At 61.7% G+C, this 15828-nt stretch carries 10 protein-coding genes; 2 read left to right on the top strand and 8 right to left on the bottom strand.

Translation table 11 applies throughout. The annotated features are described in order from the left end of the window. Window positions 1-77: 77 nt before the first annotated feature. The 4 genes from QD172_RS13885 to QD172_RS13870 all read right to left on the bottom strand — a co-directional run bounded on the left by QD172_RS13885 (window position 78) and on the right by QD172_RS13870 (window position 5524). Window positions 78-458, bottom strand: a complete 381-nt coding sequence (locus QD172_RS13885) for a nuclear transport factor 2 family protein (protein WP_279856041.1) — start codon at window positions 456-458, stop codon at window positions 78-80. 134 nt (window positions 459-592) lie between these two features. Then, window positions 593-1969 carry an FAD-binding oxidoreductase gene (locus QD172_RS13880; protein ID WP_279856040.1) on the bottom strand — a complete coding sequence of 459 codons (1377 nt, stop codon included), beginning with the start codon at window positions 1967-1969 and terminating at the stop codon, window positions 593-595. A gap of 154 nt (window positions 1970-2123) precedes the next feature. Then, window positions 2124-3911 carry a BCCT family transporter gene (locus QD172_RS13875; protein ID WP_279856039.1) on the bottom strand — a complete coding sequence of 596 codons (1788 nt, stop codon included), beginning with the start codon at window positions 3909-3911 and terminating at the stop codon, window positions 2124-2126. A 542-nt stretch (window positions 3912-4453) separates the two neighbouring features. Beyond that, window positions 4454-5524, bottom strand: coding sequence for a nitronate monooxygenase (locus QD172_RS13870; RefSeq protein WP_279856038.1), 1071 nt, complete (start codon window positions 5522-5524; stop codon window positions 4454-4456). 334 nt (window positions 5525-5858) lie between these two features. Here QD172_RS13870 and QD172_RS13865 point away from each other — a divergent pair, with 334 nt between their 5' ends. After that, window positions 5859-7589, top strand: a complete 1731-nt coding sequence (locus QD172_RS13865) for a thiamine pyrophosphate-dependent enzyme (RefSeq protein ID WP_279856037.1) — start codon at window positions 5859-5861, stop codon at window positions 7587-7589. Window positions 7590-7798: 209 nt separating this feature from the next. Here the strand turns inward: QD172_RS13865 and QD172_RS13860 are convergent, their stop codons facing one another. The 4 genes from QD172_RS13860 to QD172_RS13845 all read right to left on the bottom strand — a co-directional run bounded on the left by QD172_RS13860 (window position 7799) and on the right by QD172_RS13845 (window position 12947). Further along, window positions 7799-10027, bottom strand: a complete 2229-nt coding sequence (locus tag QD172_RS13860; RefSeq protein WP_258038200.1) for a YjbH domain-containing protein — start codon at window positions 10025-10027, stop codon at window positions 7799-7801. Window positions 10028-10092: 65 nt separating this feature from the next. Then, a complete protein-coding gene (locus QD172_RS13855) occupies window positions 10093-11064 on the bottom strand; it encodes a capsule biosynthesis GfcC family protein (protein ID WP_279856036.1) in 972 nt (323 codons plus the stop codon). Between the two features lie 127 nt (window positions 11065-11191). Next, window positions 11192-11962, bottom strand: coding sequence for a hypothetical protein (locus QD172_RS13850; RefSeq protein WP_279856035.1), 771 nt, complete (start codon window positions 11960-11962; stop codon window positions 11192-11194). Next, window positions 11922-12947 carry a hypothetical protein gene (locus tag QD172_RS13845; RefSeq protein WP_279856034.1) on the bottom strand — a complete coding sequence of 342 codons (1026 nt, stop codon included), beginning with the start codon at window positions 12945-12947 and terminating at the stop codon, window positions 11922-11924. Before QD172_RS13845 ends, QD172_RS13850 begins: the two co-directional genes overlap by 41 nt. Before the next feature lie 1525 nt (window positions 12948-14472). Here QD172_RS13845 and QD172_RS13840 point away from each other — a divergent pair. After that, entirely contained in the window at window positions 14473-15768 is a 1296-nt protein-coding gene (locus QD172_RS13840) for a polysaccharide export protein (RefSeq protein WP_279856033.1), read from the top strand. The last annotated feature ends 60 nt before the right edge of the window (window positions 15769-15828 follow it).

Raw genomic sequence — 15828 nt, 5'->3', positions numbered from 1 at the left:
GGCTTTAGAGATAACGCTTGAGACGCAAAAGGCCAGTCATGATGACTGGCCTTTTGCGTGTGCGCCGGGCGTGAAAATCACCTGGCTGGGGTAAAGGCCGGTCGCTGCTTGCGGAAGGCCTGCTTGCGGGTGATCTTGCCCTTCTCGATGGTGAAGAGATCCACGCTATCGGCCTCGACACGCAGGCCATCGGGCTGGGTCGCCATGAAGGTGCATTCGGAGACGACGCGCTGATCGGCGAAGAAGAACTCGCCCTTGGCCCACTGCACATCAGGCATGGTCGTCCAGGTGTTCACGAAGGCATCGCGCACGGCGGCCTTGCCGACGATACGCGTGCCGTGCGCCTCATCACCGGACACGGTGTCGAAGACCACATCATCGGCGAAGTACTCCATGACGTCATCGATGGCGTGGCGATTGAAGGCATCGAACATGGCGGTCATCTGTTCACGGTTCATGGTACGGGTCTCTGGTGCATGCATGCCGCGAGTGGCATGCCAGTGGGAGGTGCCGCGACGTCATTCGGGAGCGCCGCGGCGTGTTGAGCAACATGAAAGACGGTGGTCGGTGAGCGTAGAGAGCGAGTCGTGGCTCAACTCACCTTGTCCAGCACCTGGAAATACTTGTAGAGCAGATGCTGCCCCATGCGCCGGATCGGCCTGAGCGGATGGGCGGGCAGCGGGGAGTTGAAGATCGGCAGGTGGCGCTCGGGCAGTGACTGACCGGCGATCAGCGCGGCGAGTTGTCTGGAGGCATAGGCCGAGAACGACACGCCATTGCCGCTGTAACCCTGGGAATAGAAGATTTTCTGTTTCGGATCAGGCTGCACGATACGCGGCATCATGTCGTGGGAGATATCCATCCAGCCATGCGAGAACCATGGTGTCTCGATGCCGGCCAGCGCCGGGAACTTGCGTGCAATGGCGGCGTGCACCACATCCAGATGACGAGCATTCTGCGCATCCGCGCCGCTGATGGCGCTGCGCGTGCCGATCTGCAGGCGTTTCTCGGGCAGCAGCCGATAGTAATAGCGCAGCTTGCGGGTATCCGTGGTCAGGATGGTCGAACGCAGGCCGCAAGCCTCGATCTCATCGTCGGTCAGTGTGCGCGTCCACACCGAATTGGCCATGATCGGCATGTTGCGATAGGCGGTCAGTGAGTGGAGGTTGGGGCTGGTATAGCCCGCCGTGGCGATGCCTACCGCGCGTGCCTTTACCGTGCCTCCCGGTGTCTGCAGATAGTGGATGCCGTTCTCTGTCGTCCAGTGTTGCACCGGGCTGCTGGTGTGGATTCTGGCACCATGGCGGCGCGCGATACGCGCATAGCTGTAGGCCAGCTTGAGCGGCTGCACGGCGATGCCCTCGGGCTCCAGCATCGCGCCGTGACTTTCCTGATCGCCCATGAAGTCCCGATGGACCGTCGCACGGTCCAGTGTCCGGGTCCGGTAACCGAGGATGTTGTTGCACAGGCGTGATTCGGCCTCGAGATGCTGCATGGCCTGCGGGCTATGGGCGATCAGCAGATTGCCCAGCGGTTGAGGCTCGCAATCCACTTCCGGGTCCTGGGTCAGGGACTTGAAGACCTCGAAACCCTCGAGACTATTGGCGTGCAGCTGGCGCGCCATGTCGACCCCCCATTTCCTGACCCACTGGCTGCGACTCAGGCGTCCCCAGGCCAGATGGCCCTGGCCGCCATTGCGGCTGGTGCAGCCCCAGCCGATCTGATTGGCCTCCAGCACCACCGCCTTGATGCCGTGCTCGCGTGCCAGGAACATCGCCGTGGCAAGGCCGGTAAAGCCGGCGCCGATCAGCACCACGTCTGCCTCCATGTCGTCAGTGACCGGGCCATCATCCTCGGGAGGCGGGCCGGCGTGGTAGCGCCAGTAGCTCGGCGCATAATCCACTCCTTCACCTGGGGAGCTGTCTTTGAGAGGGTCGTAGTGAGGGTTGTAAGGCTGCTTGACAGTCATCGTGGGTCACCATCCGTGTTGTTGTTGGCGATCGTTGTCATTGGTGATCGTTGTTGGTGATCAGTGTCATTGGCGATCAATGGCGGTGTCAGTTCGTGCGCGCTGCGCTCTGGTGGCTTGCCTGCCCGAGTCGACGTGAGGCGCATCATGCCGCTCAGGTCGCACCCGGGATGGGTTGGCTTCCCGATCCCGGGAGGGCGTGAGGCGTTGGCGTGGCAGTGGTGCCCGGCGTGGCTGTCGCACTTGGTGAGTTACTGGACGTGGTAGCTGGCGTGGCGGGTGTGGCAGCGCTCGGGGCTTCAGGCTCAGCGGCTTCGGCAGGCATCGGTCTGGCCTGAGGGGCCGGCTGCATGGCCGTGGCAGGCTGCTCGTGGGTCGCCTTGAGCATGCGATAGACCGAGAACATGTAGGCGATGCTGACGAGGAAGAAGGGCGCACCGACCACGATCGCCAGGCTCTTGATGGCGTTGAAGCCTCCGGCGAGCTGGAAGACGATGCCGGTGACACCGATGATCACGCCCCACAGCAGGCGCATCAGGATCTTCGGATTCTCGTTGCCATTGGAAACCTGCATGGCCGAGAAGAACGAGGCCGAATCCGAGGTGGTGACGGCGAAGACGATGATGTTGAACAGCACCGCGAGGCACAGCCACCAGCCGCCGGGCATGCTCTGCAGCAACAGGTAGATGCCGGATTCCGGATTGCCCTGCACGCTCTCCCATAGCGGCACGATCTGATTGACCTCGGCATAGCCGGCCGAGCCACCCCAGATGCTGAACCATACGATCGACAGCAGCATCGGCACCACCACAACGCCGAACACGAATTCGCGCAGGGTGCGGCCGCGGGAGATGCGCGCGATGAAACCGCCGCAGAAGGGGATGTAGGAGATGTACCAGAGCCAGTAGAAGATCATCCACCAGCCCACCCATTCGCGCTGTTCGAAGCTGCCCGCGTCGGTCCAGAACTGAGTGACGAAGACGGCGCCGAAGTAATCACCGAACTGCTGGGTGATCATGTTCAGCAGGTACTGCGCCGGTGCATGACCGAAGGCCAGCAGCGCCAGCAATATGGCACCGGCCATGATCATGTTGAGCAGGCTGAGGTACTTGATGCCGCGCTCGATGCCGGTCGCCGCCGATGCCACATAGGCGATGATGATCACCAGCATCACCATGGCCTGACCGAAGGCACCGAACTCGAGCCCGAACAGCACCTTCAAGGCATAGCTGATGGAGGTGACGCCCAGCCCGATCATGGTGGCATTGCCGCCGATGGTGCCGATCACTCCCAGCCCGTTGGCAAGCTTGCCCCACAGACTGCTGTTGCAGCGCTCCCCCAGAAGACCGTAGAGGCCGGTGGCGACCGTCAGCGGCTGTCCCAGGCGATAGGCCGGAAAGGCGATGGCCCAGGCGGCCACGGCAAACAGTGCCCAGCCATTCATGCCCCAGTCCATCAAGGTGTCAAGAATCGCGGTCGATACCCCGGCCTGCTGGCCGACTTGATTGAGGTCCTGCACATGCGACGAGGTGTAGAGATGCGTCAATGGCTCGGCGACGCTGAAGAACACGAAGCCGATGCCCAGTCCGCAGCTGAAGATCATCGAGATCCACGCCACATAGCTGAATTCAGGGCGTGAGTCGTCCGGCCCCAGCCGGATGCCGCCAAAGGGGCTGAGCAACAGATAGAAGCTGAAGATCAGTGTCGCGGCGACACCAAGCACGAAGCTCCAGCCGAAGTTGAAGATCAGGAAGTCGCGTATGCCGGACAGCGCCGCGCCGGTCTGCTCCGGTGCCGCCAGGGCGTAGATCATGATCAGGGTGTAGATGCTGAGAACGGGCCAGAACAGCCCCTTGTCGTAGTCGCCAAGCAGACCGGACGAGCGCGGAACGCCGTTGCTGCCAGCGTGCTCAGCCGCTGCGGGATTGCGTGTTGCTGTCACTGGGATGCCTCCAGGAAGGGGCCCTGATGCTCCAGCCAGATCTCGTCAGACACCTGACAAGCCGACAGGAATATCGAGAGCAGATTTTATTGTTGTCATGGGAGCGGGGGCTGGGACCTCGCCATTCATCGAAGCGGCAAGGTCCCCATCCATCGTCAGTGAATGCGCTGCAGCTGATGCAGCACTCGATGAATTTTCTCGCGTCAAAATGAAAATAGACGGCGGTGTAAATCACGCAAGTGAAATTTTCAGGTATTTTTTCATTTATATGTGAATTGGTAGACTTTTAGCGCTAACGCCTTGAAATAAAGAATCAATTGGGTGCACTGCTCAGGTTGGTTCGAGGGTCGAAGGCGGGCGAACAGAGGTAGGGGAGGAACGGGATAGGAAAGAGGAGGTGAGGGGGAGTGTGGAATGTGGAGGGCTGAGTGAGGGGGCTGAGTGTGGAGTGTGGAGTGCTGAGTGAGGAGTGAGGAGTGAGGAGTGAAGCAGCCTGTCAGGAGTGGCACTGCACGGAAGGTGCAGCGCCTTGCTCTGACCCGTTATCTCCGCAACGACATTGCCCTACATGCCATTCGATATTCCTTTCCCAATATTGCCACCAGCTCTCCCGCTGGCATCGCTCTGGCCAGCGGGGCGCCTTGACCCGCCCACTGTGCCCCGAAACCGGTGTCGCCCTGCGATCTGGCGGCAGCGTTGAGCGCCTTGCCGGCGGCGTAGGTGAGAGGGTAGTCCGGTGGTGTGGGGCATGATGGGTCTTCCATCAGGCGGGCAAACCGATTGGCGAGAATGCGTGCGGGGCGGCCCGAGACGATCGAGGTCATGCGGGTGTCATGCGCTGCCGGTCCTGTGAGGGCGTCTCGATAGGCGGCATCGGCGCTGGATTCCGGGCAGGCGATGAAGGCGGTTCCGAGTTGGGCTGCCACGGCGCCATTCGCGAGAGCGGCGGCAATGGCCTCACCGTTCATGATGCCTCCTGCGGCAATGATCGGCAGATGCGTAGCGTCTACCAGCTGCCTGGTCAGGGCGGCAGTGCTCAGCTGGGTATCCGCGGCTTTTGGATCAAACATGCCGCGATGGCCTCCCGCTTCGAATCCTTGCGCCACGATGGCGTCCAGGCCGGCCCGCTCGATGGCGCGGGCTTCCTCCAGGTGGGTCGCCGTCGCCATGAGCCAGATGCCTGCCTCCTTCAAGGCGCGGATGAAATCGCGTGAGGGTAGGCCGAAGTGAAAGCTGACGACGGGTGGGCGAGTCTCCAGCAACATCGCCTGCATGTCGGGGTCATCGGCGACGCTGGTATAGAGCGTGTCGAGTCTGGCGGGGGGCGTTGCCTCGAAGGCCTGGAAGTGCGGCGTCAGCCACTCCCGCCAGGCGCTCTCGCGAGCAGCGTCATGTGTCGGGGCCGGGTGCACGAAGACATTGACGTTGAAGGGCCTGTCGGTCAGCGCTTGCAGTTCCGTGATCATCCTGCGGGCGCCGTCGGCATCCGTGGCACCGACGCCGATCGAGCCCAGCCCGCCTGCCTTCGAGACCTCGGCTGCCAGACGCGGCGTCGAGACGCCTGCCATTGGGGCCTGAATGATCGGCCATTGCACTCCCATCCTCTTCAGCATTTTCGTTCTCCCCAGCATCGTTCTCTCCGGCTTTGCGCGCTCTCCAGCATTGCTCCATCCAGCATCGCGCTGTGCTCTGCATGCACACTCTGCCTGTGCACTCCGCCTGTGCACGCTGCGTGGCGTGATCAGGCGGAGTGGCGTGATCAGGCGGTGTGGCTCGGGTGCCTCAGGCTCATGCTACGCCGCACGCAACGCCGTGTGCCACTTATGCCTTGCGCCCTCACCATTGCATTTCCTCGGGTCATCCCAACGTCTTGTTTACTGTTTATTCGAATGAGTGAATGCATTGCTCATCCTTCACCGCAACTCAACGGAAAAGGAAAGCGCCCCCATGTCCAAGTCCCATTCTTCGGCCCATAGCGTCTCCGAGATCATCACCGAATCCCTGCTCGAGGCAGGTGCCAAGCGCTGTTACGGCATCGTCGGCGATACCATCAACCATTTCACCGACGCCATCCGGCGCTCCGAGATGGAGTGGGTGCATGTGCGGCATGAGGAGGTGGCCGGCTTCGCGGCAGGGGGCGAGTCCTTCATCAGCGGGGAGCTGACCTGCTGTGCCGGCACCTGTGGCCCGGGGAGCACCCACTTTCTCAATGGTCTGATCGAGTCGCATCGCAATGGCGCACCGGTGGTGTTCATCGCCTCGCAGATCGATACCGCCGAGATGGGCGTGGGCTTCCCGCAGGATGTGGACCAGAAGGCGCTTTATTCCCAGTACAGCGTGTTCTGTGAATACCTGACCAATCCCGAGAATGCTCGCCGCATGGTGGCCATCGCGGCGCAGAAGGCGCTGGCGGAAGGTGGGGTCGCGGTGCTGATCGTCCCGGGGGATCTTTTCCCACAGAAGCCGAAGGCCTCGCTGCCCTGGCGTGCCCACCGCTTCTCGCCGGTGATCCGTCCGAGTGAGCAGGAGCTGGCCGCCGTCGCCGAGGCGCTCAATCAGCCGGGCAAGGTGTCGATCTACGCCGGGGTCGGCTGTCAGGATGCGCAGGAAGAAGTGCTGGCATTGGCACGTCGCCTCAAGGCGCCGGTGGCGTGGACGTCGCGTGCCAAGGACTTCATCGAGCCCAACAATGAACTCGAAGTCGGCATGACCGGCGTGTTCGGCCTGCAGGGCGGCTACGAGGCCGTCGCGGAATGTGACATCTTGCTGCTGCTGGGCTGCAGCTTTGCCTGGTCCCAGTTCTATCCGGACAAGGCTACCGTGATTCAGGTGGATCTCGACCCCGGCAAGATCGGTATCCGTCATCCGGTGGATCTCGGTGTCGTCGGTAGCGTCAAGGACACCTGCGACGCGCTGCTGACCCGCGTGGACCCGCGTGATGACAGTGGCTGGCTTGACAGCTGCCGTAAGAAATATCTCGAGGCGCGCGACGAGGCCGCCGTCACCTCCGACGATGAGCATCTGATTCACCCGCAGGAGCTGACTCTGGCGCTGGACCGCCATGCCAGTGAGGACGCCGTCTTCACCGCCGATGGCGGTAGCCCCATGGTGTGGTGTCTGCGTCACATCCGCGCCAACGGCAAGCGCCGCACGCTGCCAAGTCTGATGCATGGCACCATGGCCAATGCCTACCCTCAGGGCATCGGCATCCAGAAGGCCTACCCTGAGCGTCAGGTGATCGCCATGTGCGGTGATGGCGGTCTGTCGATGCTGATGGGGGACCTGCTGACCCTCAAGCAGGAGAAGATCCCGCTCAAGATCGTCATCTTCAACAACAGCACGCTGGGCTTCGTTGAGCTGGAGCAGAAGGTCGAGGGCATCCTGGATACCTACACCGAACTCGAGAATCCCGACTTCTCGCTGGTCGCCCAGTCCATGGGGCTGTGGGGACGGCGTGTCGAGGAGAAGCACGAGCTGGATGAGGCAGTGCAGAGCCTGCTGGCCCAGGACGGCCCCGGAGTGCTCGAGGTCAAGGTCAACCGCATGGAGCTGGTGATGCCGCCGCACATCGAAGCCGGGCAGGTCGCTTCCACCGCGCTCTACTCCGCCAAGGCGGTGCTCAATGGGCGCATGGATGACGTGGTCGATCTGGTGCGCAACAACTTCACCGGGCGGTGAGTATGGTGTGAGAGATTGTGGCCCACTCATGCCTTCGCTCAAGAAGGCATGAGTGAAGGCGCAGACCAGAAGGCGCATACCAGAAGGCGTAGACGACAAGGCCCCGATCCAGAGGATCGGGGCCTTGTCGTTGGCACGGCAGGTGACTGAGGAGAGCTGCAGCACGATCGGCCTTGTCTGCGGGAGCAGAGGTCAGCTCGCGGTCAGGATCACTTCCATACCTGTGAGGCGAAACCGCGCCAGTAGTCGTCCATGTCGCGATAGCTGGTCATGTCATACAGGCTGAACTTGCGATTGAGGCGGGCGCCACCATCACGCGTCAGCGGATTCCAGGCCAGGCCGACATTGTCGCGGGTGGAGTGCATGAAGAAGGCATCCAGCGGCAGCACGATGTAGAGGCCCTTGTCGAAGCTACCCTCACCGAAGTCGTCACCGGCATCGGTGAAGGTGGCCCAGGCCCCCATGCGTGCGCCATTGGCGAAGCCGCGCGAGACATCCAGCGTCACGCCGACATCTTCTGCCAGATAGCGGCCGATACTGGCCTTGGCCAGCACATCCTCGTAGCCGGTATCCCAGTAGACGCTGGCATGGCCGGTGGTGGTGGAGTAGTCGCGCAGCCCGAACTGCTGGTCGAATTCACGCTGCTTGACCCAGTTCACATCGACCCCGTAGGCCAGTGGAGAGCCCAGCGGACGATAGAGCACCTCGGCGCCGACACCGGCATACATCATCTCCAGGATGCCGCCATAGGCCATCCCGTACCAGTCACGCCCGAACTGGTGGGTGCGGGTGTACTGCAGGTTGTCGATACCGACGTCGGTCTCTTCGATATAGCGCCCGATATAGGAGCGAACCCTCGGCAGCTTGGAGTCCGAGATGTAATCGAACTTGTCGAAGTTGTCGAACAGGGTCAGCTGCGCCGAGCCGGAGAGCCAGCCGTGGCGATCGGTACGCCAGGCGGCGGAGCCGCGCAGATAGGCTTGATAGAGATAGCCATCCGGGCCGCCGATGTTCTGGTTGAGGCCGGGGGAGAAGCCGGCGCTCCAGCGATCATCGGGATTCTCGAGCAGTACCTTCTCACCCGGGTAGCGTGCGGCACCTTGTGCCTCGTCACTGTCGGGTTCGGTGGCGGCCAGCGCATAGACGCCATGGGTATAGCGCAGCTGCTGGCGGGCGTCGTGACCGGCATTGACGATATCGGCACGCTGGTGGACATCTTCGCGGGTATCCAGGCCGCCGGAGCGCAGGCGGTAATGGAAGCTCTCGAAATAGTCATCCAGGCGGTTGTGCAATACGCGGTTGGCACGGCCTTCGGCCTGTGCGGTCGAGCGGAAACGCGTACTCTCGCCGCTGACGATCAGCGCCGTGCCTTCGCGGGACAGGCTATCGACACGAATGCCGGATTGCGCCTGGATCTCGCGGGACAGCTCAGGCCAGCTGACCTGGTTGCGTGAGGGGGCTTCTGCCTGCAAGGCCTCCGGCGGGCGGTCCAGCTTGGCCTGGGAGAGCCCGGCGAGATCTACCCCGAAGTTGACGCCCAGCATCGCGGTATTGCCCCGCTCCCAACCGGCCTTGAGGGTCAGGTTGTCGGTCACGCTCAGGCGAGCGCCCAGATTGATCGGGCTGTCCTGCGCTTGATCGTTGTCCTGTGGCTCGCTCTGATAGTCGTTGCCATCCAGCTCCACCATCATCACCAGCGGGTCCCACGGGGTCTGCCATTCCACGCCGCCGAACACGCCCATGTCGCCCTTGAACAGGCTGTTGAGGGAGAACTCGCCACCCTGGTCACCGCCGGTCTCGCCGCGACCGGGGCGGTCGTTGTAGCTGTCGCGTATCCAGCCGATGGGGTTGGAGAGATCCCCGCGAGAGCCCAGATACCCCCAGCCCAGTCCCAGCGTGAAGTCCAGGTCATACCAGCGCTTGCTGGCGACCAGATATTCACTGCCGAACAGGCTGGTACCGCCCATGTCGCGCAGGCCGACCGCGAGCTGCGGCAGATAGCGGCTCTCTTCCCACAGGCGGATCTTGGCATCGACCCCCTTGTCCAGATAATCGCGGTCACCGGCGATGGATTCGCCATACAGGCGGTTGGTGACCTCGGTATAGCGAAAGCCCACTTCCAGCCAGTCAAGCGGCTGCAGGCTGACGTTATAGCGCTGATACGGCTCGACCTGGCTGTAGGAGAAGTGGATGCTGCCCGGCTTCTGCATGCGCGCGGTCGGTGTCTGCATCAGCCCGACGCCGCCGAAATCCGATTGGCCATGCCCCAGGCCGCTCAGGCGGCTCTCGACGGGCTGCGGGCCATCCAGCACGCCGGCGTGGCTCACGGGGGCCAGCATCACGCCCGCGCTGAGCAGCGCCAGCCTGCGGATGATGCGTGGCAGCGGTGCCAGACGCGGCCTGGCCTGCATGGCGGGAGAAGAGGGGAAATGATGCATGCTGTCTGCTGCCATCCTTTGCTTGCCTGAGCGCGAAGCGTGCGGCGGGTTCATGGACGCCTCGCTCATGGGGTCTCACTCTCGACGGATGCGGGCGTCGACGCGTCGGCGGGGGCGTTGTCGGCCGCCACCTTCGCCTCAGCCGTGCCTTCTGGCGCTCTCGCTTCTGCTGCCTCAGGAGAGGCGTCCAGCTCACGCAGCGACAGCAGGTACTCCGGCGTCTGGGGCTGGCCCGTGATGGCATCCAGGCTGCGGCACGCCTTGCCCGGCCATTGCAGGCTCAACCATTCCGGCAGACTGCGATTGACCCAGGCCGCCGAGGGCGAGAGGCGCGGCAGATGGATCACGACACGATCCCCCGGCGCCAGCGTGTAGGGTTGCTCGTTCCAGGCGCTGATGCCGCGCTCGATCACTCGGCCGCTGAGCGTGATGACACTGGCGCTTTCGGCGCTGGTCCGTGCACCCGGCAGGCCGGCAATGGCCTCGCGCAGGGTCAGCTCCGGCCGCCAGTCAAGCTGACGAACGCCCACGGCGCTCCACAGCTGCAGGCGTGTCTCGGGCTGGCATTGCCCGATCCAGTCATGCGTGCTGAGCGGGATATCCAGGCGCGGGAAACGCCACAGCGCGATGGGATCGATACGCCCCACCTGACGGCCGCCGATCGGCGTGCGCTTGACGATCTGCATCCAATGCTTGAGCCCGGCGGCGGGCAGACGCTCATCGAACACCGCCTGTGAACTCAGTTGACGCAATTCGAAGAACAGCCGACGCCCCAGCTGGCGAGAGTGCTCACGTGCCTGCCGGGTCGCCACGAAGGTGTGCGGCCATTCAATGCCGTGCTCACCCCTCAGTTCGGCGAGGTGACGTGACAGTGCCTCGCTGATGGTCAGCGTGGTGGGTGGCTGAGCGCGATCAACCGCGGCATCAGCGGCAAACGCTGGCGCAGGCGTCAGAAAGGCGCCCGATGCGGCCACCAGAGAGCCGAGCAGTGCGGCGGACAGGACGGCCTTCAGACGTGTTGGCAGATAAGGTTTCACGACACCTCGACGAACAGGAGAATGGCCGTCGGCTCCCCCGCGAGGGGCGACGTGATCAAAGCGCTGATGCCGGCGGCTGTCATGCCATGTACCGTCTTGCCAGGCACTTTCCTGCCGGGTACCACGCTTACCACCAGGCACGTGCCACCTCCCAACGCCAATGGGGTGAGTCAGGCCAGGCCTGAACCTCTGCCGCCCAGATTCTGGGAGAGGCAACCGGTGTCATGGCGGGGGCCACCGCGTAGTGATTGATGCTCAACGTGCCGTCGCTCCAGTGAATGCTCTCCTCACAGCGGGAGACGCGTTGCTCGCCAAGCGGGAAGGGCTGCACGCTCGGCGCGGCACACGACCAGTCGGCACTGCCCTGGGCATAGCCCTCGGTGCCATCGGCGCGTTGCCAGCGCGTGCGTACGTGGTAGCCGGGAGCAGGCTCGCCAGCGGCCAACGCGGACATCAGCGTGGTCAGGCGAGTCTCGCGATGCATGTCCAGGAGGTCGCTGTCGAAGCCGGCAGTGCCGGTCAGCCAGCCGTTCTCCAGGCGAACGAAGGCGTGGTCCGCGGTTTCAAAACGGGCCAGTTCTGTCGGAGGCGACGAGGGAGTCGTCACTGTCCCGGCAGAAGTGGCGGAAGATGACGAGGCTGCCGGTGAAGACAGCTCGTGGTCTGCTTGTATCGGACTCGCGTCCGTGGCGCTGGGGGGGCGGGAACTGACAGTCTCAAGTGACGCCAGTACCACCATGCCGGTGTTGCCGTCGTAGCGTAGACGCAGCGACGCGTAGGGCAGGGCGCGCGCGCGCTCGGCATCGAATTGATCGCTGCCGAACACGGCGCTCGCCGTCTGACCCAGCTGCCCCTGCTCAAGCGCGGAACAGCCGCCAAGCAGCAGTGCGCCGGACACGAGCAAAGGGGCCGCCAGGCGACCCCCCATGCTGATGGATATCGAGATCATGATGATCAGAAAGTACCTGTCGTGCCGGTGGTGCCTGTCGTCCCGGTAGAACCGGTGGTGCCGGTCGTGCCCGTGGTACCTGTCGTGCCAGTGGTACCGGTGGTACCTGTCGTGCCGTCACCATCGCCCGGCTCGCCGCCTTCATCCGGGTTACTGCCATCGTCGGGATCAGTCGTGCCGGTCGAGCCGTCGCCATCGCCCGGATCGGTGGTGCCAGTGGAGCCGTCGCCATCGCCCGGATCGGTGGTGCCAGTCGAGCCGTCGCCGTCACCCGGATCAGTGCCGCCATCGCCGCCATCACCCGGATCAGTACCGCCGTCGCCGCCGTCACCCGGATCAGTGCCGTCGCCGCCATCACCCGGATCGGTGCCACCATCACCCGGATCAGTGCCGTCGCCGCCATCACCCGGATCGGTGCCACCATCACCCGGATCGGTGCCACCATCACCCGGATCAGTGCCACCATCACCTGGATCAGTGCCGCCGTCGCCACCATCACCCGGATCAGTGCCGCCATCGCCGCCATCACCTGGATCGGTGCCGCCATCGCCACCATCACCTGGATCAGTACCGCCATCACCACCATCACCTGGATCAGTGCCGCCGTCGCCGCCATCACCTGGATCAGTACCGCCGTCACCACCATCACCTGGATCAGTACCGCCGTCGCCGCCATCACCCGGGTCAGTACCGCCGTCGCCACCATCACCCGGGTCAGTACCGCCGTCGCCACCATCACCCGGATCAGTGCCGCCGTCGCCACCATCACCCGGATCAGTGCCGATATCGCCGCCAGTGCTACCACCACTACTGCCATCGCCACCAGATGCGACAGTCGCCGCGACGCCCACTGCCGCTGCGAGGCCAGCGGCAACGGCGGCGATGCTGCCGGCTGCCATGCCACCGGCTGCGCCGGCGCCTGCGGCAGTGCCACCACCGCTGCTACTGCCGGTACTTGTGGAAGAGCCGGTGGATGTCGTGCCCGTCTGCGCTGGCGCTTCACTTTCCGCGCGCGCGATCCCGGCAACGAGAGGGGATAGCGCCAATCCCGCGATGACCAATGTTGTAGCAGTACGTTTCATGAGAGGGCCTTATCTCCTGCAGAGTACATCTGCACATCTGGTTGTGATCGTGATGTCCTGTCGATTGGTTTCCCATTGGCACCAATTGGCAGGTCATGCACATTTTTATGACAAGACTTGAACAGAGTTGGAACAATGCGCCCGGCATGCGATTGAAAGAAGCAAGCGTACACTCAAGCCATGACATTCTCATCAATGACAGGTGAAATCAGTTGAAGCATGGCGCATCTAGTGATAATGCGAGCCATCTTAGCGTATTCCCATTCTTTAGAGAATCTCAATTCACCCGCTGGCAGAGATATGGGAGCCAATGTGACGTCTTCACCTGCCGAAATCATATCAGGCCTTATATCTGTCAGGGGGCTGAGCTTACTAAATCCGACGAGTGAAAGTCATTATAAGAAGGTGCTTAATTAATCTCTTGGGGATGGTTTGTCTAATGCTTGTCGGGGCTTGTTGTGGTTCTGAATGTATATTTGCGTATCGTTGTGTAACTGTTTGGGGCGTGTGAGTACTGCTGCGTCGCACATAGCAGACGCATGGTGGGTCTTGTCAACTGTGATCAGTACAGTGAAAAGTGGGTCAAATGACAGGAAATTGTTTTTATATCAGTAGCTTACCAGATATTTGGTGCCAGAATCTCACGCCTGGACCTGAATGAAATGTGAAAAACTGGTGGATGAATTGCGTGATTTTACAGTATGATGCTCACCTTATTTGTCACCGCCGTGTTGCGAAAAGGCGACAGGGTTGGCAAGGATGCGAACCAGATTGATAGGAAATCAAGCACCACAGAGGTTGTCGTGTGCTCCTCTGGCAAGTGACACATTCTCCTACCGCTACTGCTGGCAATCTTCTTTCTTGTCAATCACGCCTGCCTCTGACTCGCTGATGACGTGCTTTTTTGCGTAAAAAATTTCTTGTACTGCCAATGTCATGGTTGAGTCACTCAAACGCTATAGCGTCAAGACACAAAGCAACTTCATGAGCTCGACATGCCTGCGTGTGATGGATGAATCCTCACGCCTCAAGGCGATGCTCACTATGTGCTTTCTGTCTTGAGGTGATGCTTTGTGTCTCGCCTGATGAAATCAAGAGAAGGAGTCAAGGCCATCCGGAATTGAACTCGAGAACTTCGTTTCAAGGCGCCACATTGCATTGCCGCTTTCCCTATGACTTCTCGTAACGCCCTTTCCAGGGTGGGGAAACGTTTGTCTTAAAATTCTTGAATTGTTTCCATCGTGGAAGCAATTCTGTCGCGTCATCAGCAGTCTCTGCTGGTGGGCGTGTCCGGGCCTTGGGGTAAGCGCCGTCATATACCTCAGGGCGGTAGCGTGCCTGAACGCTGAATGGCTCAGAGGTGCACCACCTCGGTTCATGGGCACCGAACCAGCGTCTCTTCCTGACGATCCATCGTCTTTCATCGCTTCAGCACTCATGGCGGATGTGCCTTGCCAAGGCGCGCCGGGTGAGCTGCTTACTTCATCTTGCAGGTTTCGGGGGTTTTACATGATCAAGGTCACCATGTTTGGCAAGGGCTGTGCGCTGAAGCCGCGCCCCCGCCTGGCAATGACCACCGCGCTGTTGATTGCCATGTTGTCTACCACCGGCTGTGCCTTTGCCCCCGGTGGCAACATGGATTATCAAGCGGAAACGGCTCCCCTGGATGACGCGCTCGAGGTCCGGCCCATCACCTTTGGCATGGTAGATGCCCTGAAGGACAGTCACGGGAAGGCCCAGCGTGACAACGAGAAGCTGGAACAGCAGCTGGCCGATTACGATTACCGTATCGGCCGAGGGGATGTACTCAACATCATCGTCTATGACCACCCCGAACTGACCATCCCGGCCGGCTCCGAGCGCAGCGCCATCGAATCCGGCAACAGCGTTCACAGTGACGGCACCATCTTTTATCCCTATATCGGGCGCGTGAAAGCGGCGGGGCTCACCGTCAAGGAATTGCGGGCAGTCATCGAGCGTCGTCTGTCCGGCTATATCGCCTCCCCGCAAATCGATGTGCAGGTGGCGGCATTCAAGTCCCAGAAGGTCTATGTCACCGGGCAGGTGGCAACCCCCGGCATTCTGCCGATCACCAATGTGCCGCTGACCATCCTTGATGCCGTCAATCAGGCAGGCGGCCTGTCGCCGCTGGCCAACTGGCACGACGTGGTACTGACACGTGATGACAGTGATGAGCACTTCTCGCTGTATGACCTGCTGCAGAACGGCGCGCTGAGCAACAACCGTCTGCTGCGCGACGGCGATGTACTGCACATCCCGGATGTGGGCAATCAGAAGGTCTACGTGATGGGCGAGGTGCAATTGCCGGGCAGTCTGGCGATGGGCAATTCGCGTATTTCGCTGACGGATGCCATTGCCCAGTCCGGTGGTATCAATGAAGGCCAGGCCGATGCCAAGGGTATCTTCGTCGTGCGCCGTGCTGAAAGCAGCACCGGCAAGTTGGCGACCGTCTATCAGCTGGATGCCCGCGATTCGGCTGCCTTCGTGATCGGCGCCGAGTTCATGCTTCAACCTACAGATGTAGTTTACGTTACTACAACTAGTATAGGGCGCTGGAATCGCCTGTTGAACCAATTGTTGCCGACAGTAACCTCGATATATCAAACAACACGGTCATTAAATGATTTTGATGATCTACGTAATGATGACTGATCAGCGCCAGCATCTTATTTTCTACTTCATTACCACTTGCCACTGGTTCTTACGTGAGCC

Origin of the sequence: Cobetia sp. 10Alg 146 (assembly GCF_029846385.1) — a bacterium.
Lineage (GTDB): Bacteria > Pseudomonadota > Gammaproteobacteria > Pseudomonadales > Halomonadaceae > Cobetia > Cobetia marina.
Note: the sequence above shows the minus strand (reverse complement) of the source record. Positions and strands in the feature narration are given on the sequence as shown.

Coding starts and splice junctions, on each gene's coding strand:
- QD172_RS13885 (WP_279856041.1), bottom strand. CDS start 458: ATGAACCGTGAACAGATGACCGCCATGTTCGATGCCTTCAATCGCCAC.
- QD172_RS13880 (WP_279856040.1), bottom strand. CDS start 1,969: ATGACTGTCAAGCAGCCTTACAACCCTCACTACGACCCTCTCAAAGAC.
- QD172_RS13870 (WP_279856038.1), bottom strand. CDS start 5,524: ATGCTGAAGAGGATGGGAGTGCAATGGCCGATCATTCAGGCCCCAATG.
- QD172_RS13865 (WP_279856037.1), top strand. CDS start 5,859: ATGTCCAAGTCCCATTCTTCGGCCCATAGCGTCTCCGAGATCATCACC.
- QD172_RS13860 (WP_258038200.1), bottom strand. CDS start 10,027: ATGCATCATTTCCCCTCTTCTCCCGCCATGCAGGCCAGGCCGCGTCTG.
- QD172_RS13840 (WP_279856033.1), top strand. CDS start 14,473: ATGGGCACCGAACCAGCGTCTCTTCCTGACGATCCATCGTCTTTCATC.